The sequence below is a fragment of the Nonomuraea aridisoli genome (assembly GCF_003236395.1).
In the GTDB taxonomy this organism is placed as follows: Bacteria; Actinomycetota; Actinomycetes; order Streptosporangiales; family Streptosporangiaceae; genus Nonomuraea; species Nonomuraea aridisoli.
In genome coordinates, this window is the sequence record NZ_POUD01000083.1 from 1 (window position 1) to 20,300 (window position 20,300).

The window sequence follows — 20,300 nt, forward strand, 5'->3', positions numbered from 1 at the left end:
CGCGCTCGAGGAGTGGATCAAGGTCTGGAACGACAACGCCCGGCCCTTCAAGTGGACCAAGACCGCCGACCAGATCATCGACCGGATCTGCCGCTACTGCGACAGGATCTCAGGACCGGCTCACTAGCCCGCCGCGACCTCGTCGATCGGCTGGTCGAGCACGCGCAGGCCGTCGGCGACATGCATGCTCACCGCGATGACGGCCATGACTCCGGCGACGATGACGATCGCCGTCGCCGAGCCTAAGGCCGACGCCAGGAAGCCGGCGGCGAGCGGGCCGAGCCACCGGAGCGACCCGATGCCGAAGTCGATCGCGCTCGACACCCGGCCCACCAGCGCGTCCGCGATGAGGAACATCATCAGCGCTAGGAGCGCGCCGACCATCCACGCGACCCGCGCGAACGCCATCGCCAGGACCACCGCGGCGGTCGTCCAGGACTCCACGATGACGAGCAGCCGCCCGGGCACCCGCTGGCGATCCGGTTGGAGAGCAGCGCCCCGGCGAGCCCGCCGACGGCCCCGAGAGAGCTGACCGCGCCGACCAGCGCGGGGCTGCCGCCCAGGCTGTGAATGTGCACGATGACGAGGAGGAACAACCCGTCAGACAGGCGCTGGAGACCGCGATCCACACCGTCACGAACCGCAGGCACGCGTTGCCGCGGACGAACCGGAGCCCACCTTGGGTGGTTCCCCAAGGATTTTTCACTCGCCAGACTCTAAGGGCTCAAACGGTGACGATCAGGTACTTTCTGTGGCTCGGCTCATCACCACGCGGGGCACGACCTCGAGGCCCAGCTCCCGCTCGTGCTCCACCAGCGCCCGCAGCTGCGGCCCCCACGCGCTCCCGGGCAGCACCGAGAAGCCGTGCCGCGCGTACCAGGGCGCGTTCCACGGCACGTCGCGGCAGGTCGTCAGCGTCACCGCAGGCGCGCCCACGGCCCGCGCGTGGTCGAGCACGGCCGCCAGCAGCCGCCCGCCGATGCCCTGCCGCATGCTGCCGGGGTGGACGGCGAGCTGGTCGAGATGGACGTTGCCGTCGGCCCGGCCGATCAGCGCGAACCCGGCCGGCGGCTCCCCCTCGACCAGCACCGAGCCGGGGTCGTCCACGTCCTCGATCATGGTCGTGCCGGGCGGGAAGACGATGCCCGCCTGCTCGAACAGCTCGTCGGCGGCCAGCTCGACAGCGACAAGTCCGGGGAGTTCGGCGGCTTCAGCCCATCGCACCATGGCGACACGATCTCATGTTTCGGGTGGATCTCGCCGCTCGTATTAGGGTTGATGATCGTAGGCCCGGCTGTGCGGAGCCGGGACCCTCTCCTCACGACGTGCCCACGACCGCCCGGTGGTGGGCACGTCGTGGACGGCGATCAAAGGTCGAGCAGCGGCTCGAGGCCCACGGTCAGACCGGGCACCTCGCGCACCCTGCGCACACCCAGCAGCACGCCCGGCGCGAAAGCCGACCTGCTCATGGTGTCGTGGCGGATCGTGAGGATCTCGCCGTCGCCGCCGAGCAGCACCTCCTGGTGCGCGATCAGCCCGGACAGCCGCACCGCGTGGACGTGCACGCCGCCGACGTCGGCCCCGCGCGACCCGTCGAGCGCGGTGGTCGTGGCGTCGGGCATCGCGCCCAGCCCGGCCTTGGAGCGCGCCTCGGCCACCAGCTCCGCCGTACGGCGGGCCGTGCCGGAGGGCGCGTCGGCCTTGTTGGGGTGGTGCAGCTCGACGATCTCGACCGACTCGAAGTAGCGCGCCGCCTGCTGGGCGAAGTGCATCATGAGCACGGCCGCGATGCCGAAGTTGGGGGCGATCAGGCAGTTGGTGCCCGGCGAGGCCGCCAGCCACCCGCGTACGGTCTCCAGCCGGCCCTCGTCGAAGCCGGTCGTGCCGACCACCGGGTGGATGCCGTGAGCGATCGCCCACTCGAGGTTGCCCATGACCACGTCGGGGTGGGTGAAGTCGACCACCACCTCCGCGCCCCGCAGCCCCTCGATGGAGTCGTCCTTGTCGAGCGCGGCCACGAGCTCCATGTCGGAGGCCGCCTCGACCGCCTTGCACACCTCCACGCCCACACGGCCGCGGGCGCCGAGCACACCTACCTTGATCACACGGCCAACCCTATCCCACCTGCCCGGAGCCGAAGCGGCGGGCCGCGACCAGCGGCCCGCCGACCTCAGCGGATGGCGTCGGAGAAGTCCTTGTCGCCGTACGGGCCGATCACGGCGAGCGTGAGCGGCCGGTTGAGCACGTCGCGGGCGATCTCGGAGATCTCGTCGGGAGTGACCGACTCGATGCGCGCGAGCACCTCGTCCACCGACATGAGCTCGTCGTAGACCAGCTCGTTCTTGCCGATGCGGGACATGCGCGAGCCGGTGTCCTCCAGGCCCAGCACGAGCCCGCCGCGCATCTGGCCCTTGCCGCGCATGATCTCGTCGGCGGTCAGACCCTCGGTCACGACCCTGGCCAGCTCGTCACGGCAGATCTTGAGCACGTCGTCGATCTTCGAGGGCAGGCAGCCCACGTAGATGCCGAACTGGCCGGTGTCGGCGTAGGCCGAGGTATAGCTGTAGGCGGAGTACGCCAGGCCGCGCTTCTCCCGGATCTCCTGGAACAGCCGCGACGACATGCCGCCGCCCAGAGCGGCGTTGAGCACGCCCATCGCGAACCTGCGCTCGTCGGTACGGGCCAGGCCGGTCGTGCCGAGCACCAGGTTGGCCTGCTCGGTGGGCCGGTCGAGCACGCGTACGCCGGAGCGCGTGCTCGCCCCGGGGCCGCTCGTGCGCGGCGCGGTGAACTCGGCCGCGCCGCTGAGCGCGCCCGCCCGCTCGTAGGCGCGGGTGACGAGCTCGACGACCTCCTCGTGCCGGATGTTGCCGGCGACGGAGACGACGGTGCGGCGGGGCTGGTAGTAGCGGCGGTAGTACTCGGCGATCCGCTCCCGGCCCAGGGCGTTGATCGACTCGACCGTGCCGAGGATCGGGCGGCCGATCGGCGAGTCACCGTACAGCTCGGCGGCGAACTGCTCGTGCACCACGTCGGAGGGGTCGTCGTCGTGCATGGCGATCTCCTCCAGGATCACGCCACGCTCCGACTCGACGTCCTCCTCGGTCACCAGCGAGCTGGTCACCACATCGGCGAGCACGTCGACCGCGATCGACAGGTCCTCGTCGAGGACCCGCGCGTAGTAGCAGGTGTACTCCTTGGCGGTGAAGGCGTTGATCTCACCGCCGATGCCCTCGACGGAGGCGGAGATCTCCATGGCGTCGCGGGTGGGCGTGCCCTTGAACAGCAGGTGCTCGAGGAAATGGGTGGCCCCCATGTGCTCGGGGGCCTCATCACGCGAGCCGATGCCGACCCACATGCCGACCGCGACGCTGCGCACGGTCGGCATGGTCTCGGTCACCACGCGCAGCCCACCCGGGAGGACGGTGCGCCTCACCACCCCGGCTCCGTCCTTGCCGGGGTGCAGCGTGGTCGTGCTCACGAGTTGCGGTCGTCTCCCTCGGCGCCGCGGGTGCTGCGCACGCGCGTACGGGTGCGACGGGGCCGCTCGGACTTCTCCTCGGCCGGAGCGTCGGGCTGCGCCGGGACGTCGGTGTCACCCTCGGCGCCCGCGCCCTTGGCCTCCTTCTCGGCGGCCTCCTTCTCGATGACCTCGACCGGCACCAGCGAGAGCTTGCCGCGGCCATCGATCTCGGCGATCTCGACCTGGATCTTCTCGCCGACGCTCATCACGTCCTCGACGTTCTCGATGCGCTTGCCGCCGTGCAGCTTGCGGATCTGCGAGACGTGCAGCAGGCCGTCCTTGCCCGGCATGAGCGAGACGAACGCGCCGAAGGCGGCGATCTTGACGACCGTGCCCAGGTAGCGCTCGCCGACCTCCGGCATGTGCGGGTTGGCGATCGCGTTGATCGCCGAACGCGCCGCCTCGGCGGACGGGCCGTCGGTGGCGCCGATGTAGATCGTGCCGTCGTCCTCGATGGTGATCTCGGCGCCCGTGTCGTCCTGGATCTGGTTGATCATCTTGCCCTTCGGGCCGATGACCTCGCCGATCTTGTCGACCGGGACCTTGATGGTGATGATGCGCGGCGCGGTCGGGTTCATCTCCGCCGGGGAGTCGATCGCCTCCTGCATCACGTCGAGGATCGCCAGGCGGGCGCCCTTGGCCTGCTTGAGCGCGGCGGCCAGCACGTGGGCCGGGATGCCGTCGAGCTTGGTGTCGAGCTGCAGGGCGGTGATGAGGTCCTTGGTGCCGGCGACCTTGAAGTCCATGTCGCCCATGGCGTCCTCGGCGCCGAGGATGTCGGTCAGGGTGACGTAGGTGTCGCCCTCACCGATCAGGCCCATCGCGATGCCCGCGACCATCTCCTTGAGCGGCACGCCGGCGTCGAGCAGCGCCATCGTGGACGCGCAGACCGAGCCCATCGACGTCGAGCCGTTGGAGCCGAGCGCCTCGGAGACCTGGCGGATGGCGTACGGGAACTCCTCGCGGGTCGGGAGCACCGGGATCAGCGCCCGCTCGGCCAGCGCGCCGTGACCGATCTCGCGGCGCTTGGGCGAGCCCACCCGGCCGGTCTCACCGGTGGAGTACGGCGGGAAGTTGTAGTTGTGCATGTAGCGCTTGGTGCGCTCCGGGTTGAGCGTGTCGATGACCTGCTCCATGCGGAGCATGTTGAGCGTCGTGATGCCCAGGATCTGGGTCTCGCCGCGCTCGAACAGCGCCGAGCCGTGCACCCGGGGCACCACGTGGACCTCGGCGGACAGCGCGCGGATGTCCTTCGTGCCGCGGCCGTCGATGCGCACGCCGTCCTTGATGACCCGCTCGCGCATGAGCTTCTTCATCACCGCGCGGAACGCGGCGCCGATCTCCTTCTCGCGGCCCTCGAAGTCGGGCAGGAGCTTCTCGGCGGCCAGCGCCTTGACCTTGTCGAGCTCGTTCTCGCGCTCCTGCTTGCCGGCGATCGTCAGCGCGGCGGCCAGCTCGGTCTTGATCGCGGCCTCGACGGCGGCGTAGGCGTCCTCCTGGTAGTCGAGGAAGACCGGGAACTCGGCCGTCTCCTTCGCGGCGACCTGCGCGATGCGCGACTGCGCCTCGCACAGCACCTTGATGAAGGGCTTGGCGGCCTCGAGGCCCTGCGCGACGGCCTCCTCGGTCGGCGCGACGGCGCCGTCGGCGACGAGCTTCAGCGTGTCCTTGGTGGACTCGGCCTCGACCATCATGATCGCGACGTCGCCGTCGTCGAGCACGCGGCCCGCCACGACCATGTCGAACGTGGCCCGCTCCAGCTCGTGGTGGGTCGGGAACGCCACCCACTGGCCCTCGATCAGCGCGACCCGCACGCCGCCGATCGGGCCGGAGAACGGCAGGCCCGCCAGCTGCGTGGACAGCGACGCGGCGTTGATCGCGACCACGTCGTAGAGGTGGTCGGGGTTGAGCGCCATGACGGTGGCGACGACCTGCACCTCGTTGCGCAGGCCCTTGACGAACGACGGGCGCAGCGGCCGGTCGATCAGGCGGCAGGTGAGGATGGCGTCCTCGGAGGGACGGCCCTCACGCCGGAAGAACGAGCCGGGGATGCGGCCCGCGGCGTACATGCGCTCCTCGACGTCCACCGTCAGCGGGAAGAAGTCGAACTGCTCCTTCGGAGCCTTGGACGCGGTGGTCGCCGAGAGCACCATCGTGTCGTTGTCGAGATAGGCGACGGCGGAACCCGCCGCCTGACGCGCGAGGCGTCCGGTCTCGAACCGGATCGTGCGCGTGCCGAACGAACCGTTGTCTATGACGGCTTCAGCGGTGTGGACACCCTCCACGGGGGACCTCCTTGTGGTCGGTCTCCCGCGCCCTTTTCTCACCGGCACCCTCGTTAGGTGCAGCGCCGGTCTTCGATCGAAGCACCCGGTCGAGGAATCGAGTCCTACCGGAAGCCACTACCGAGGACCGGCCCGCAGGCGTCGCGGGTCGCATGGTGCTGACGGACGCGGGGGCTGTGTGTCTCGGATTCTTCAGTTGTACGTCAGGCGCGTGGCCGATTCACGCCGCCACGCGCCTGCTCATATCGGTCGTACCCATATGAGAAGGGAGCGGCGCGGACGCCGCTCCCTTTCCATGTTATCGGCGCAGGCCGAGCCGCTCGATGAGCGAGCGGTAACGCTGGATGTCGACCTTCTGCAGGTACTTCAGCAGGCGGCGACGGCGGCCGACGAGCAGCAGCAGGCCACGACGGCTGTGGTGGTCGTGCTTGTGCGTCTTCAGGTGCTCGGTGAGCTCGCTGATGCGCTTGCTCAGCAGAGCGATCTGCACCTCGGGCGACCCGGTGTCGCCTTCGACCGTCGCGTATTCGCTGATGATGGACTTCTTGGCAGCGGTGTCGAGGGACACGGCTCTCCTTCGATTCTACGGGCACGCATCAACGAGATGGACAGACGAACGACCGTGCGTGCCTACAGTCGCCGCGTGAAGGCCGTCATGGGCAGCGGACAGCTCCGCCGCTACAGAGCCGACATGCAAGGTTACCACCTCGTGCCGGCTGCTCGGGGTGGTCGAGAGGGGACGCGGGGGCCGTCAGCTCGTCAGACGCCTGGTGGCCGCCACATCGTCGTGGATCTGGGCGATCAGCGCGTCGATCGAGTCGAAGCGGGTGTTGCCGCGCAGGCGCGCCGCGAACTCCACCGCCACGTGGGCGCCGTAGAGATCAAGGTCGTCGCGGTCGAGCGCGTACGCCTCCACCGTGCGCGGCACGCCCTCGAACGTCGGGTTGGTTCCGACGGAGATGGCCGCGGGCCAGCGCTGGCCTTCGTACAGGGTGGGCAGGTTGGCGACCGGGACGCTCTGCAGCCATCCGGCGTAGACGCCGTCGGCCGGGATCGCGGTGTGCTGCGGGGTCTCGACGTTGGCGGTGGGGAAGCCGAGCTCTCGTCCACGCTGGTAGCCGCGGACGACGATGCCCTCGACGCGGTGCGGCCGGCCGAGCCGGGCCGCGGCGGTCTCGACGTCGCCGGCGGCGAGGAGCTCGCGGACGGCGGTGGAGGAGACGTCGTCGAGGCGGGGCACGACCTCCACCTCGAAGTCATATTTTTCGCCCAGCGTCCGCAAAATCTCGACATCGCCGCTGGCGTCCCGGCCGAACACGAAATCCTCCCCGACGACGACCACCGCCGCCCGCAGCCGCTCGGCCAGCACGCCCTGCGTGAAGTCGTCCGGGGTCTCGCGCGCCAGCTCGGGTGTGAACCCCACCACCTCGACCTCGTCGATCCCGAGCCCGGTCAGCAGCTCGATCCTGCGCCGCATGTTGGTCAGCCGCGGCGGTCGCGCGCCCGGCCGGACGATCTCGTCAGGATGCGGCTCGAACGTGACGGCGACGCTCCGCAGCCCCCGCTCACGGGCGACCGCCACCGTACGTCCGACCACCCGCTGGTGCCCCAGGTGGACACCGTCGTACACACCGACGGTGACGACGGCCCTTCCCGAACCCTGCACCGCAGCCCCCATTCGCTCATTCCCGGGTCAACGCGCACAAGCCTGCCATGCGGGACGCGGCCGGCTCCAACCGAGGGCACTATCATCGGACATCATGCCTCGTTACGCGCTCCTGATCCTGCCTGCCTTCAACCGGGTGTACGGCGAGAGCGCCGTCCGGCTGACCCGCGCCGAGCTGGCCGTCTTCAGCGCGCGAGCCCTCGACGGCGACGTCCTGGGCAGCGAGGAGACGCGCATCGGCGGCGTCCCCTACGTGACGTTCGAGACCGCGCGCCCGCTCACCGACGCCGACGTCGCGCTGCTGTCCAACCTGTCGTCCGTCTACGTCGTGTTCGGCGTGGAGGGCGAGCTGCTGCGCCCGCTCGCCATGCGCCCGCGCGACCGGCTGAGCAGCGACCTGATCACCATCCAGAAATACGCCGGCAAGACCAACGAGCACTTCACCAAGCTGCTGCTCAACGTCACCGCGCTGGCCGGCGAGAAGGGGCTGGGCGACGGGCTTTCGGTGTTCGACCCGCTGTGCGGCCGCGGCACCACCCTCAACCAGGCCCTCATGTACGGCTACGACGCCTACGGCATCGACGTCGACGGCAAGGACTTCGAGGCCTACGCCGGCTTCATCAAGACCTGGCTGCGCAACAAGCGGCTCAAGCACACCGCCGAGACCGTGCCGGTGCGCCGCGAGCGGGCGCTGGTCGGGCGGCGGCTCAACGTGACGTTCGGGTTGTCGAAGGAGGCGGTCAAGGCCGGTGACGTGCAGCACCTGGCCGTGGTCAACGCCGACACCCTGCGCAGCCGCGAGTTCTTCAAGCCCCGCTCGTTCGACCTGCTGGTGACCGACGCCCCCTACGGCGTCCAGCACGGCAGCAAGGGCGGGGGCGGCCTGTCGCGCAGCCCGCTGGAGCTGCTGCGCCAGGCCGTGCCGGTCTGGGCCGAGCTGCTGCGCCCGGGCGGCGCGATGGGCATCGCCTGGAACACCTACGGCGGCACCCGCGCCGAGCTGGCCGAGGTCCTGTCGGACGCCGGCCTGCACGTCATGGAGTACCCCGACTTCGAGCACTGGGTCGACCAGGCCATCGTCCGCGACATCATCGTCGCCCGCAGACCCACCACCTGACCGCCCCAGCACCGGGGAGCGGGCGCAACAACCATTGGGGTGCGGGCGGATCAGCCGGCGAAGACCGCGACCGGCTTGGCCGTCCGGCCGTGCTCCTCCACCAGCGCCAGCAGAGCGCCATCGGGCCCGAACACGCCGATCGGTCCCGGGCCGAGGCCGGCCGCGGGGAGACGGCCGCCGTGGCTGACGACGCGGGCCTCCTCCGCCGTGACGTCGCGGCGCGGGAACGCCGCCGCCACCGCCTCCGCGATCGGCAGGATCACGCACTCCTCGGCGAGCTGCTCGACCGTCCTGGCCAGCGACAGGTCGTACGGCCCCACGCGGGTGCGCCGCAACCGCGTCAGATGCCCGCCGACGCCGAGCGCGGCCCCCAGGTCGCGGGCCAGCGAGCGGATGTAGGTGCCGCTGGAGCAGGTCACGACCGCGTCCACGTCGACGACGTCACCGCCGGCCCGGATCTCGCGTACGTCGAACTCCCGCACGGTGACGGGCCTGGCCGCGAGCTCGACCTCCTCGCCCGCGCGCGCCATCTTGTACGCCCGCTGCCCGTTCACCTTGATGGCGCTGACCTGCGGCGGGATCTGCATGATCTCCCCGGTCAGCGCCTCGACGCCCTTGCGGATCTCGGCCTCGGCGACGCCCGCCGCCGAGGACGCGGCGGTGACCTCGCCCTCGGCGTCGTCGGTGTTGGTGGTGACGCCGAGCCGGATCGTGGCCTCGTACACCTTCTCGGTCAGCGTCAGGTGCCCGAGCAGCCTGGTCGCCTTCTCCACGCCGATCACCAGCACGCCCGTCGCCATCGGGTCGAGCGTGCCCGCGTGGCCCACCCGGCGGGTGCCCGCGATGCGCCGCATCTTGGCCACCACGTCGTGGGAGGTCCACTCCGCCGGCTTGTCGACGATGATCAGACCGCTCTCGGCCATTCAGGAAGCCTTCCGCAGCTCGCGCCGGAACTTCGCCATGGTCTCCTCCACGGAGTCGTGGGAGGTGTAGCCGGCGGCGTTGTGGTGTCCGCCGCCGCCCAGCGCCGCGCACACCGACCCCACGTCGACGCGCCCCTTGGACCTGGTGGAGACCTGCCAGTCGCCCTGGTCGTCCTCCTTGAGCACGACCGCGACCTCGGCCTCGTCGGTGCGCCGCACGATGTCGATGATGCCTTCCAGCTCCGCGTACGGCAGCCCGTACGCGGCCCGGTCGACGCGCGTGACGTACGTCCAGACGAGGCCGTCCTCCAGCGTCACCCGGCCGAGCGCGGCGGCGAGCACCTTGAGGTAGCCGAACGGCGAGCGGTCCCACAGCTCCCGGGCGATCTCGTCGGTGCGCAATCCCGTCGCCACCAGCCGGGCGGCCATCTGGTGCACGGCGGGCGTGACGGAGGAGTGCCGGAAGGAGCCGGTGTCGGTCACCAGGCCGGCGTACAGGCAGGTGGCGATGTCACGGTCCAGCCGGCCGCCGAGGCGGTAGACGAGCTGCTCGGCCAGCATGGCCGTGGCCGCCGCCTTGGCGTCGATGAGGCCGAGCGTGCCGAACCCGCCGTTGGACGGGTGGTGGTCGACCACGATGACCTCGCGCGCGGTGGCGGCGTTGGAGCACAGCAGCCCGAGCCGCTCGAACGTCGAGGCGTCGAACACGATCATCAGCTCGGGCGCGGCCGGGTAGTCCTCCGGCGCGACGAGCATGTCCTGGCCCGGCAGGAACCGCAGCAGCCGCGGCACCGCGAAGTGGCGGTCGCCGAACGACGCCACCACCCGCTTGCCCATCCGCCGCAGCGTGAAGGCCACCGCCAGCATCGAGCCGAGCGCGTCGCCGTCGGGGGTGACGTGGCAGGCCAGCGCCACCTCGTCGGCCCGGCCGATCAGCTCAAGGGCCCGCTCCCACTGGGCGTCGGGGATCGGGCAGCTCTCCGCGGGCCGCCGGTCCACGTGGTGCGGACGGCCGGCCCGGTCACGCACGTCGGGTGTCACGCCTGGTCTTCCCTGCCGGCCTCCGGCCCCTCCTCGGGGCCTTCCTCGGGCTTCCGGTAGGGGTCGGGCTCACCCGCGTACGCCGCCGTCTGCGCCTGGCGGGCCACCTCGGCGTCGCGCGCCCGCGCGGCGCTGATGAGGTCGTCGAGGTGGCGGGCGCTGTCGGGCAGCGGGTCGTGCTTGAACGTCAGCGTGGGAGCGAAACGCACACCGGTCTGCCGGCCGACCTCGGAGCGGATGATGCCCTTGGCGCTCTCCAGAGCGGCCGCGCTGTCGGCCCGCTCCGCCTCGGAGCCGAACACCGTGTAGAACACCGTCGCATCGCGCAGATCAGCGGTCACGCGCGTGTCGGTCACGGTGACGAAGCCCAGGCGGGGATCCTTGATCCGGCGCTCCAGCATCTCGGCGACGATCTGCTGGATGCGGTCGGCGAGCTTGCGCGCTCGTGCGGCATCCACCATGTTCGCTCCCCCTCACGCACGACCTGGCGTGCTGTTCGTTCAATCTTCGTCGTTGTAGAGCCGGTGCCGGGCCGACAGCAGCTCGATCTCGGGACGGAATGCCACCATACGCTCGCAGGCGTCGAGGACCTCCTTGCAGTTGCCCGCGGAGGCCGACACCACCGCCACGCCGACCTCAGCCCTGCGGTGCAGGTCGAGATGTCCGGTCTCGGCCACGGCGACGCTGGGATAACGGCGCTGCAGCTCGGCGATCAACGGCCGTACGACAGAGCGCTTCTGCTTCAGCGACCTGACGTCGCCCAGCAGAATGTCCAGGGTAAGAGCACCCACATACATCGTTGGCGACCACCGCTTGGCCTGGTGGGGTGGACGCACGGCCGGCCTGCTGCGGTGGGGACCAGGCCTGGGCGTGCGAGAGGCGCCCGGCGGATGTCCCGCCGGGCGCCCGGCCGCGCGTCACACGCGCGGCTTCTCCCGCATCTCGAACGTCTCGATCACGTCGTCGATCCGGATGTCGTTGTAACCGACACCGATACCGCACTCGAAGCCCTCGCGGACCTCGGTCGCGTCGTCCTTGAACCGACGCAGCGACGAGACGGTCAGGTTGTCGGCGATGACGACGCCATCGCGGATCACCCTGGCCTTGCTGTTGCGGACGATCACGCCGGAGCGGACCAGCGAACCGGCCACGTTGCCGATCCTCGGCACCTTGAAGACCTCGCGGACCTCCGCCGTGCCCATCTGGACCTCTTCGAACTCGGGCTTGAGCATGCCCTTGAGCGCCGCTTCGATCTCCTCGATCGCCTGGTAGATGACCGAGTAGTAGCGGATGTCGACGCCCTCGCGCTCGGCCAGGTCGCGCGCCCGAGGCTCGGGGCGGACGTTGAAGCCGATGATGACCGCGTTGTCGTCGGCGACGGCCAGGTTGACGTCGTACTCGGTGATCGCGCCGACCGCGCGGTGCAGGACTCGCAGCCTGACCTCGTCGCCGACGTCGATCTTGAGCAGGGCGTCTTCCAGGGCCTCGACCGAACCGGACACGTCACCCTTGATGATGAGCTTGAGCTCGTCGACGCGGCCCTTCTCGAGGTCGCTGAACAGCTCCTCGAGGGTGCGGCGACGGCTCGACTTCGCCATGTCGGCGCTGCGCTTGCGCGCCGCGCGCTGCTGGGCGATCTGCCGGGCCATCCGGTCGTCGGTGACCACGATGAAGTTGTCACCGGCGCTCGGCACGGCCGTCAGACCCATCACCAGGACCGGACGGGACGGCGTGGCCTCCTCGACCGCGTCGCCGTTGTCGTCGAGCATCGCGCGGACGCGGCCGAAGGCCTCGCCGCACACGATCGAGTCGCCGACCCGGAGCGTGCCGCGCTGGACCAGGACGGTCGCGACGGGGCCGCGGCCCTTGTCGAGGTGAGCCTCGATCGCGATGCCCTGAGCGTCCATCGTCGGGTTGGCCCGCAGGTCGAGCTCGGCGTCGGCGGTCAGCAGGATCGCCTCGAGGAGGTCGTCGATGCCCGTGCCGTTCTTCGCCGAGATGTTGACGAAGAGGGTCGAGCCGCCGTACTCCTCGGCCACCAGGCCGTACTCGGTGAGCTGGGCGCGCACCTTGTTGGGGTCGGCGCCCTCCTTGTCGATCTTGTTGACCGCGACCACGACCGGGACCTCGGCCGCCTGGGCGTGGTTGAGGGCCTCGATCGTCTGCGGCTTCACACCGTCGTCGGCCGCGACCACCAGCACCGCGATGTCGGTGGACTTGGCGCCTCGGGCACGCATGGCGGTGAACGCCTCGTGACCCGGGGTGTCGATGAAGGTGACCTTGCGGTCCTGGCCCTCGTGCTCGGTGGAGACCTGGTAGGCGCCGATGTGCTGGGTGATGCCACCCGCCTCGCGCGCCACCACGTTGGTCTTGCGGATGGCGTCGAGCAGCTTGGTCTTACCGTGGTCGACGTGACCCATGACGGTCACCACCGGCGGACGCGCGGCCAGGTCGGCCTCGTCGCCCTCGTCCTCGCCGAACTCGATGTCGAAGGCCTCGAGCAGCTCGCGGTCTTCTTCCTCCGGGCTGACGACCTGGATGTTGTAGTCGAGCTCGGCGCCGAGCAGCTGCAGCGTCTCCTCGTTGACCGACTGGGTCGCCGTCACCATCTCGCCGAGGTGCAACATGATCTGCACGAGCGAGGCGGGGTTGGCGCCGATGCGGTCGGCGAAGTCGGACAGCGACGCGCCGCGCGGCAGCCGGATCGTCGCGCCGTTGCCGCGGGCGACCTGCACACCGCCGATCGCCGGCGCCGACATGTTGTCGAACTCCTGGCGCCTCTGACGCTTCGACTTGCGGCCACGGGCCGGACGGCCGCCGGGACGCCCGAAGGCTCCCGCGGTGCCGCCACCACGGCCACGGCCGCCGCCACCGGGACGACCGCCGAAGCCGCCGCCACCGGGACCGCCGGTGCCGGTGCGCTGACCGGTGCCGCCGCCACCCGGACGGCCGGCGAAACCGCCGCCACCCGGACGACCGCCGCCGCCGCCACCGGGACGGCCACCGCCGCCACCGCCAGGACGGCCACCGCCGCCACCGCCACCGGGACGACCGGCGCCGGGACCGCCGGCAGGACGGCCCTGCGGCATCATCATCGGGTTGGGCCGCGGGCCACCAGGACGGGGACCACCCGCACCGGGACCCGGACGCGGACCGCCGGGCGGCGGGCCGGGACGCGGGCCACCGGCGCCGGGCCTGGCCTCGGTGCCGGAACGACCCTGCGGCGGACGCGGCATCGCGCCGTCGCGCGGCGGACCGTCACGACGCTCGCGCTGACCGGGGCCGCCGCCTTCGCGGTTGCCTCCCGGACGCGGGCGCGACTGACCCATGCCGCTGGCGTTGGACGAGAACGGGTTGTTGCCGGGACGCGGGCCGCGCGGGCCGGGCTTGGGACCCGGACCGGGACGCGGGCCGCCGCCACCGGGAGCGCCGGGACGCGGCGCCTGCTGGGAGCCACCGCCACCCGAGGGCCCCGGACGGGGCGCCGGGCCGGGCTTGGGACCCGGACGTGCGGCGGGACCGGGACGCGGGCCCGGAGTCGGACGAGCGGGCGCACCGCTCTCGAAACGTGCCTGAGGAGCCCCGGAGGTCTCGCCGCGCGCGGCCTCTGGCTGCTGCTGCGGCTGATGGGGCATGGGCACCGGCGGACGCGGCTGACCGCCGCCCGCGGGGCCTGGCCGCGGGCCGGGCTTGGGACCCGGACGCGGCGGAGCTGGGACCGGCGCCTGCCCGGCGCCGTTGCCGGCCTGGCTCTCGCCCGGCCGGGGCGCAGCCCTTGGCGGCTGCGGCTTGTTGGACGGCTGACCGCCGCCCCTGGAGGGGCCACCCTTGGAGGCGCCCAGAGCTTCGGTGAGCCTGCGGACCACCGGCGCCTCGATGGTCGAGGACGCCGAACGGACGAACTCTCCCATCTCCTGGAGCTTGGCCATGACGACCTTGCTCTCTACGCCGAACTCCTTAGCGAGCTCGTATACCCGGACCTTCGCCACTGCACTCCCTTACTCGGCCCGGGAGGCTGGCTGTGCCGTCCGGACCGTCGCTACCTTGACGTCTTCATCGCCGCGTGCTCATCAGGCGCTCATAGCAATCTGACTCCGCCCATCAACTCGGCGTCCTACATGACATTTCGTGGTTCTCCCTCCAGGTGCGCCCGCACGGGCGACACGTCAAGCGGCCCCGCCACGCGGAACGCGCGCGGAAACGCTCGGCGACGCTCGGCAAGCTCCAGACAACTCAAGGACGGATGCAGCGAAGCACCGCGACCAGGGAGCCGTCCTCGCAGGTCGGGGACCACATGATCCTCTACCCGCACCAGGCGGAGCAGCTCGGACTGAGCCGTGCGAACCCGGCAACCCACACAGGTGCGCTGCGGGGCTGCCTGGCCACCATATTCCAGCTTACCGTGTTGACGCATCTACGGAACCGGCGGCGTCCTCGGCTTGGGTATCGGGCCGGATGTCGATCCGCCATCCGGTGAGCCTGGCCGCGAGCCGCGCATTCTGCCCCTCTTTGCCGATCGCCAGCGAGAGCTGGTAGTCGGGCACCGTCACTCGCGCGACCCGCCCGTCCAGATCGAGAACCTCGACGTGGGAAACACGTGCGGGGGACAGGGCATTCCCGACGAACTCGGCCGGATCTTCGGACCAGTCGATGATGTCGATCTTCTCGCCGTGCAGCTCCGTCATCACGTTGCGCACGCGCGAGCCCATCGGCCCGATGCAGGCGCCCTTGGCGTTGACGCCCGCCTTGCGCGACCGGACGGCGATCTTCGTACGGTGGCCCGCCTCGCGCGCCACCGCCGCGATCTCCACGGTGCCGTCGGCGATCTCCGGCACCTCCAGCGCGAACAGCTTCTTCACCAGCCCGGGATGGGTGCGCGACAGGGTGACCGAGGGGCCCTTGTGGCCCTTCTTCACCTGCACCACGTAGGCGCGGATGCGCTCGCCGTGCGCGTATTCCTCCCCGGGGACCTGCTCGGCGTGCGGCAGCACGGCCTCGATCTTGCCGAGGTCGACCAGCACCACGCGCGGGTCCTTGCCCTGCTGGATGACGCCGGAGACCAGCTCGCCCTCGCGGCTGGCGAACTCGCCGAAGTTGATCTCGTCTTCGGCGTCGCGCAACTGCTGCAGGATGACCTGCTTGGCGGTGGTCGCGGCGATCCTGCTGAAGTTGCTGGGTGTGTCGTCGTATTCCCTGACGACCTCGCCGTCCTCGTCGATCTCGGCCGCCCAGATCGTCACGTGACCGGTGGCGCGGTCGAGCTCGGCCCGCGCCTTGGAGGCCGCGCCGTCGGTGCGGAAGTATGCGATCAGCAGCGCGTCCTCGATCGCCTTGACGACCAGGTCGAAGGAGATGTCCTTCTCCCGCTCCAGGCTGCGCAGGACGCTCATGTCGATGTCCACGGCGGCTCCCCCTAGCCCTCGTCGCCGTCGACGTCGTCGATCCGGCGGAATTCCACCTGTACCCGTCCCCGGGCCAGGTCCTTGTAATCAAGCCTGCGCGCCGAGCCGGCGACGTCGAGGTCGACGCCGCTCTCGTCGGCGCCCAGGATGCGGCCCTCCACTACGGTGCCGTCTCTCATCTCCGCCTTCACCAGTCGTTTGGCCGCGCGCCGCCAGTGGCGCGGCTCGGTGAGCGGACGGTCGACACCGGGCGAGGAGACCTCGAGCGTGTAGGCGCCCTGGCCCATCGCGTCGTCGTCGTCGAGCGCCGCGGAGACGGCCTGGCTCACGTCGGCCACGTCGTCGAGGCTGACGCCGCCGTCACGGTCGACGATCACGCGCAGGATGCGGCGTCTGCCCGCCTGGGTGACCGTGATGTCCTCCAGGTCGAGGCCCTCCGCGCTGACCACGGGCTCCAGGAGCTTCATCAGGTGGTCGCGGGGTGATGCGCTGCCCATATCGACCTCCCCTATTGTCATGTCTCAGCCGGGCGGACCTCGCCTCTGGCTCTCCGCCGTCTGACAGCTCGGCCAGCGACGACAGTTGACACCCTATCCGTATGGAGGCACGGAGAGAGCGCCACTCGTCACCGTCGAATGGCGAAGCGTCGCCTGACGGCGATCCGGGGCACCAGCCCGTACGATGCTATCTGCGTCCGTAGTCACTGGAGGTTCACGCCCGTGCGCCCGCGTCACCTGTCCCGGCGAGCCTTGCTGGCGGGCGGAGCGGCCGCTCTCACCGCCTGCAGCACGTCAGGGCCGCCCCGGCCGTCCGCCCCGGCCCCGGACTCCGCCGAGACCCGGCTGCTGAGGCAGCTGATCGCCGAGAAGGAGCGCACGATCGCGCTCTACTCGGCGCTGATCGCCGACGGGGGTGACAAGCTGGTCCCGTTCCGGCAGCGCCACCAGGCCCACCTCGCCGAGCTGCGCGAGCACGTGCCGCCGGCGCCCGCGTCACCGTCGCCCTCGCGGTCGCCCCAGTCGTCGCAGCCGTCCGGCTCGCCTTCTCCGTCGGCCACGGAGAAGCCGTCGCTGTCGCGGCTGCGGGACGCCGAACGCGCGGCGGCGGAGCTGCGCACGCGGCAGCTGGCCGGGGTCTCCCCCGGGATCGCCCAGCTCATCGCCAGCATCGGGGCCTGCGAGGCCGCCCACGCCCTCGCCCTGCCGAGGTCGTTGTGAGGGGGCACGTCGCGGCGGCGGCGGACGACGTCGAGAAGCTGCGCAAGGCGCTGGCGGCCGAGCACGCGGTGTTGTTCGCGTACGGGCTGCTGGGGGCGCGCACGTCGGGCTCACTGCGCGAACGCGTCGAGGACGCCTTCGACACCCACCGGGCCCGGCGTGACCAGCTGCGCTCCTACATCGTGGCCAGGGGCGGGCAGCCGGCCGAGGCGGAGGCCTCCTACGCGCTGCCGTTCTTCCCCGCCGACGCCACGCTGGCCACCAACCTGGCGGTGCAGCTGGAGAACGGCGTCACCGCCGCCTACCTGGAGCTGGCCTCCGCCCAGGACCCGTCGCTGCGCCGCTACGCCGCCAAGGCCATGCAGGACGCGGTGACCCGCGCGTACCGCTTCCGACCGGCACAGCCGCCGGCCTTCCCCGGCATGCCCGGCTCGACCCCGACGCCGACCCCCACGGCGACCCCCACAGCGGCGCCGTCCGCGTCGTCCTCCTCGGGGGCGGGCAGCGGCATCACGGAATAGCCGCGCGGGCCGGGCCGGCCCGCGCGGCGCAGGATCAACGGGATCAGCCGGCGCAGGCGGCCTGGACGTGGTCAGCGGCCTCGGCCAGCGGGATCTCCGACTTCTCGCCCGAGACGCGGTCGCGCAGCTCCACCACGCCCTGTGCCAGGCCGCGGCCGACCACGACGATCGTCGGCACGCCGAGCAGCTCGGCGTCCTTGAACTTCACGCCGGGCGACACCTGCGGCCGGTCGTCGACGAGGACGCGCAGGCCGCGCGCCTCCAGCTCGGCGCCGAGCTTGAGCGCCGCCTCGACCTGGTTGTCCTTGCCGGTGCCGACGATGTGGACGTCGGCGGGCGCGACCTCGCGCGGCCACACGAGCCCGAGCTCGTCGTGCGCCTGCTCGGCGATGACGGCCACGGCGCGGGAGACCCCGATGCCGTAGGAGCCCATGGTGACGCGGATCGGCTTGCCGTCGGGGCCGAGGGCGTCGAGGCCGGCGGCGTCGGCGTACTTGCGGCCGAGCTGGAAGATGTGGCCGATCTCGATGCCGCGGTCGATGGACAGCTCGGAGCCGCAGCGCGGGCAGGGGTCGCCGGCGCGCACCTCGGCGGCCTCGATGGTGCCGTCGGAGGTGAAGTCGCGGCCGGCGACCACGTTGACGGCGTGCCGGCCGGGCTCGTTGGCGCCCGTCACCCACGAGGTGCCGGTGACCACCCGAGGGTCGACGAGGTAGCGGATGCCGAGCTCGCGCAGGATCTGCGGGCCGATGTAGCCGCGGACGAGGCCGGGGTGCTTGTCGAAGTCGGCGGCCTCGAAGATGGCGGGCTCGCCGGGGGCCAGCGCCGCCTCCAGGCGCTTGAAGTCGACCTCGCGGTCGCCGGGCACGCCGACGATCAGCGTCTCGACCTTGTCGGAGCCGGGCGTCGTGACCTTGACCACGACGTTCTTGAGCGTGTCGGCGGCGGTGACGGACAGGCCGTGGTGCTCGTTGACGTACGACACGAGCGTCTCGATGGTGGGGGTGCCGGGTGTGTCGAGCACCTTCATCGGCGGCACGTCGTCGTAGGGACGCGCGGCGGGGGCGGTCGTGGTGACGGCCTCGGCGTTGGCGGCGTAACCGCACGAGCGGCAGGCCACGAACGTGTCCTCGCCGGTGGGCGTGGGCGCGAGGAACTCCTCGGAGGCCGAGCCGCCCATGGCGCCCGATTGGGCGAAGACGATCTTGTAGTCGATGCCGAGCCGGTCGAACGTGCGGATGTAGGCCTCGCGGTGCAGCTCGTAGGAGCGCTTGAGGCCGTCGTCGTCGAGGTCGAAGGAGTAGGAGTCCTTCATCAGGAACTCACGCCCGCGCAGGATGCCCGCGCGGGGCCGCGCCTCGTCGCGATATTTGGTCTGAATTTGGTAGAGGATGACCGGATAGTCCTTGTACGAGGAGTATTCGCCCTTGACCAGGTCGGTGAAGAGCTCCTCGTGCGTGGGGCCGAGGAGGTAGTCGGCGCCCTTGCGGTCCTGGAGACGGAAGAGCGTGTCGCCGTATTCGGTCCAGCGGCCGGTGGCCTCGTAGTACTCGCGGGGCAGCAGGGCGGGGAAGAGCACCTCCTGACCGCCCATCCGGTTCATCTCCTCGCGGACGATCCTGGTGACGTTCTCCAGCACCATCTTGCCGAGGGGCAGCCAGGAGTAGATCCCGGGCGCGACCCGGCGGACGAAACCGGCGCGGACGAGCAGCTTGTGGCTCGGGACTTCCGCGTCTGCCGGGTCGTCCCGCAGGGTGCGAAGAAACAACGACGACATGCGCAGCAACACGGCCACTCCTTGCTCGAAACCCTGATGGAGGATTACAGGCTATCGACTCGGCGTGGTACGGCGCTCGTCGTTATCACGCGGCGGCCCTCAGACGGCCAGCGGGAACCAGCCCGCGACGAAGGCGGCCAGACAGGCCGCGAACAATCCGGAGAAGACGACCGACAGCGCGAGCGCGCGCAGGCGTCCCCGGGTGTTCCTGCGCAGCGCGAGCACGAGGATCAGGGACATCAGCCCGATCGCCACCGCGGGCCCGGGCCAGAACGACTGCTCGCTCTCGATGAAACCGGGGGTCGCGCGGTCCACGACGTCGGCGATGAGCGCCGCGCCGACCGCGCCCGCGGCCAGGTCGCCCCAGCCGTCCTGCCTGCGCGTGGTGTACGCCAGCAGGCCGAGGCCGACGAGCAGGGCGAGCGTCCAGTTGAGCCCGGCGGCGTCGGAGCCGACGATCTCGAAGATGTCGCGGCCGTGCAGCGCGCCCGCGGCCATGGTGCCGACCAGCGCGGAGACGGCGGCCAGGAACGTGGTCACCAGGGCCCACGCGAACCCGGACGCGCTCGCGCCCACGGCCAGCGAGAGGGCGAGGTAGGCGTACGGGTCGTAGATCTGGCCGACCCAGCCGGGGCCGTTTCCGGCGAGGAGGGTGCCGATCAGTCCGACGGTCAGTCCCCCGGCGAAGGCCACCAGCAGGTGGCGTTCGATCGCACGCTGCCGCCGGTCGTACTCGGCGAAATCTGTGTACTCGATGGTGGTGTTCATCTCCAGTCCCTGGTCAAACCTCCCCCGGTTACAGATAGGGATGACCACCACCAGATTATG

At 71.0% G+C, this 20,300-nt stretch carries 20 protein-coding genes; 3 read left to right on the top strand and 17 right to left on the bottom strand.

All coding sequences use genetic code 11. The features are described from left to right. Positions 1 to 123: 123 nt before the first annotated feature. The 7 genes from C1J01_RS20700 to C1J01_RS20730 form a co-directional block, all read right to left on the bottom strand. Positions 124 to 468: a hypothetical protein gene (locus C1J01_RS20700; protein WP_111180636.1), complete on the bottom strand. Its 345-nt coding sequence runs from the start codon at positions 466 to 468 to the stop codon at positions 124 to 126. A 270-nt stretch (positions 469 to 738) separates the two neighbouring features. Further along, positions 739 to 1,227: a GNAT family N-acetyltransferase gene (locus tag C1J01_RS20705; RefSeq protein ID WP_111180637.1), complete on the bottom strand. Its 489-nt coding sequence runs from the start codon at positions 1,225 to 1,227 to the stop codon at positions 739 to 741. Positions 1,228 to 1,367: 140 nt separating this feature from the next. Beyond that, positions 1,368 to 2,105: a 4-hydroxy-tetrahydrodipicolinate reductase gene (gene dapB / locus C1J01_RS20710; protein WP_111180638.1), complete on the bottom strand. Its 738-nt coding sequence runs from the start codon at positions 2,103 to 2,105 to the stop codon at positions 1,368 to 1,370. Between the two features lie 65 nt (positions 2,106 to 2,170). Beyond that, positions 2,171 to 3,481: a M16 family metallopeptidase gene (locus C1J01_RS20715; RefSeq protein WP_111180639.1), complete on the bottom strand. Its 1,311-nt coding sequence runs from the start codon at positions 3,479 to 3,481 to the stop codon at positions 2,171 to 2,173. Next, positions 3,478 to 5,808, bottom strand: coding sequence for a polyribonucleotide nucleotidyltransferase (locus tag C1J01_RS20720; protein ID WP_111180640.1), 2,331 nt, complete (start codon positions 5,806 to 5,808; stop codon positions 3,478 to 3,480). Before C1J01_RS20720 ends, C1J01_RS20715 begins: the two co-directional genes overlap by 4 nt. A 298-nt stretch (positions 5,809 to 6,106) precedes the next feature. Continuing rightward, a complete protein-coding gene (gene rpsO, locus C1J01_RS20725) occupies positions 6,107 to 6,376 on the bottom strand; it encodes a 30S ribosomal protein S15 (protein WP_111180641.1) in 270 nt (89 codons plus the stop codon). A 183-nt stretch (positions 6,377 to 6,559) separates the two neighbouring features. Next, entirely contained in the window at positions 6,560 to 7,486 is a 927-nt protein-coding gene (locus C1J01_RS20730; RefSeq protein WP_111180642.1) for a bifunctional riboflavin kinase/FAD synthetase, read from the bottom strand. An 82-nt stretch (positions 7,487 to 7,568) separates the two neighbouring features. Between C1J01_RS20730 and C1J01_RS20735 the strand changes: the two genes are divergently transcribed. Continuing rightward, entirely contained in the window at positions 7,569 to 8,591 is a 1,023-nt protein-coding gene (locus C1J01_RS20735; RefSeq protein ID WP_111180643.1) for a TRM11 family SAM-dependent methyltransferase, read from the top strand. Positions 8,592 to 8,641: 50 nt separating this feature from the next. Here the strand turns inward: C1J01_RS20735 and truB are convergent, their stop codons facing one another. The 8 genes from truB to rimP form a co-directional block, all read right to left on the bottom strand. Further along, positions 8,642 to 9,514 (bottom strand): tRNA pseudouridine(55) synthase TruB, encoded by an 873-nt coding sequence (gene truB / locus C1J01_RS20740; RefSeq protein WP_111180644.1) that lies wholly within the window; start codon positions 9,512 to 9,514, stop codon positions 8,642 to 8,644. Beyond that, positions 9,515 to 10,555: a DHH family phosphoesterase gene (locus C1J01_RS20745; RefSeq protein ID WP_111180645.1), complete on the bottom strand. Its 1,041-nt coding sequence runs from the start codon at positions 10,553 to 10,555 to the stop codon at positions 9,515 to 9,517. Continuing rightward, positions 10,552 to 11,016 (bottom strand): 30S ribosome-binding factor RbfA, encoded by a 465-nt coding sequence (rbfA, locus tag C1J01_RS20750; RefSeq protein ID WP_111180646.1) that lies wholly within the window; start codon positions 11,014 to 11,016, stop codon positions 10,552 to 10,554. Before rbfA ends, C1J01_RS20745 begins: the two co-directional genes overlap by 4 nt. 39 nt (positions 11,017 to 11,055) lie before the next feature. After that, positions 11,056 to 11,352, bottom strand: a complete 297-nt coding sequence (locus tag C1J01_RS20755) for a DUF503 domain-containing protein (protein ID WP_111180647.1) — start codon at positions 11,350 to 11,352, stop codon at positions 11,056 to 11,058. Between the two features lie 120 nt (positions 11,353 to 11,472). Continuing rightward, complete coding sequence (gene infB, locus C1J01_RS20760; protein WP_111180648.1) at positions 11,473 to 14,544, bottom strand: translation initiation factor IF-2; 3,072 nt, start codon at positions 14,542 to 14,544, stop codon at positions 11,473 to 11,475. Between the two features lie 125 nt (positions 14,545 to 14,669). After that, positions 14,670 to 14,969 carry a YlxR family protein gene (locus tag C1J01_RS20765; RefSeq protein WP_111180649.1) on the bottom strand — a complete coding sequence of 100 codons (300 nt, stop codon included), beginning with the start codon at positions 14,967 to 14,969 and terminating at the stop codon, positions 14,670 to 14,672. Beyond that, the gene (gene nusA, locus C1J01_RS20770) at positions 14,953 to 15,957 is read right to left on the bottom strand and encodes a transcription termination factor NusA (protein WP_111180650.1); all 1,005 of its coding nucleotides are present in this window, start codon (positions 15,955 to 15,957) and stop codon (positions 14,953 to 14,955) included. The genes C1J01_RS20765 and nusA overlap by 17 nt, the downstream gene beginning before the upstream one ends. An 11-nt stretch (positions 15,958 to 15,968) precedes the next feature. Then, positions 15,969 to 16,454 carry a ribosome maturation factor RimP gene (gene rimP, locus C1J01_RS20775; RefSeq protein WP_111180651.1) on the bottom strand — a complete coding sequence of 162 codons (486 nt, stop codon included), beginning with the start codon at positions 16,452 to 16,454 and terminating at the stop codon, positions 15,969 to 15,971. A 222-nt stretch (positions 16,455 to 16,676) separates the two neighbouring features. Between rimP and C1J01_RS20780 the strand changes: the two genes are divergently transcribed. Then, positions 16,677 to 17,174, top strand: a complete 498-nt coding sequence (locus C1J01_RS20780) for a hypothetical protein (RefSeq protein WP_146615673.1) — start codon at positions 16,677 to 16,679, stop codon at positions 17,172 to 17,174. Next, positions 17,171 to 17,695, top strand: coding sequence for a ferritin-like domain-containing protein (locus C1J01_RS20785; protein ID WP_111180653.1), 525 nt, complete (start codon positions 17,171 to 17,173; stop codon positions 17,693 to 17,695). The genes C1J01_RS20780 and C1J01_RS20785 overlap by 4 nt, the downstream gene beginning before the upstream one ends. Positions 17,696 to 17,738: 43 nt before the next feature. Here the strand turns inward: C1J01_RS20785 and C1J01_RS20790 are convergent, their stop codons facing one another. Next, a complete protein-coding gene (locus tag C1J01_RS20790) occupies positions 17,739 to 19,484 on the bottom strand; it encodes a proline--tRNA ligase (RefSeq protein ID WP_181448877.1) in 1,746 nt (581 codons plus the stop codon). A gap of 87 nt (positions 19,485 to 19,571) precedes the next feature. Further along, positions 19,572 to 20,240, bottom strand: a complete 669-nt coding sequence (locus C1J01_RS20795) for a hypothetical protein (RefSeq protein ID WP_111180654.1) — start codon at positions 20,238 to 20,240, stop codon at positions 19,572 to 19,574. Between the last annotated feature and the right edge of the window lie 60 nt (positions 20,241 to 20,300).

What these genes read in the sequence shown, in the direction of transcription:
- C1J01_RS20705 (WP_111180637.1), bottom strand. Translation starts at nt 1,227, where the DNA reads ATGGTGCGATGGGCTGAAGCCGCCGAACTCCCCGGACTTGTCGCTGTC.
- C1J01_RS20765 (WP_111180649.1), bottom strand. Translation starts at nt 14,969, where the DNA reads ATGCGTCAACACGGTAAGCTGGAATATGGTGGCCAGGCAGCCCCGCAG.
- C1J01_RS20730 (WP_111180642.1), bottom strand. Translation starts at nt 7,486, where the DNA reads ATGGGGGCTGCGGTGCAGGGTTCGGGAAGGGCCGTCGTCACCGTCGGT.
- truB (WP_111180644.1), bottom strand. Translation starts at nt 9,514, where the DNA reads ATGGCCGAGAGCGGTCTGATCATCGTCGACAAGCCGGCGGAGTGGACC.
- rbfA (WP_111180646.1), bottom strand. Translation starts at nt 11,016, where the DNA reads ATGGTGGATGCCGCACGAGCGCGCAAGCTCGCCGACCGCATCCAGCAG.
- C1J01_RS20795 (WP_111180654.1), bottom strand. Translation starts at nt 20,240, where the DNA reads ATGAACACCACCATCGAGTACACAGATTTCGCCGAGTACGACCGGCGG.
- C1J01_RS20755 (WP_111180647.1), bottom strand. Translation starts at nt 11,352, where the DNA reads ATGTATGTGGGTGCTCTTACCCTGGACATTCTGCTGGGCGACGTCAGG.
- rimP (WP_111180651.1), bottom strand. Translation starts at nt 16,454, where the DNA reads ATGGGCAGCGCATCACCCCGCGACCACCTGATGAAGCTCCTGGAGCCC.
- C1J01_RS20735 (WP_111180643.1), top strand. Translation starts at nt 7,569, where the DNA reads ATGCCTCGTTACGCGCTCCTGATCCTGCCTGCCTTCAACCGGGTGTAC.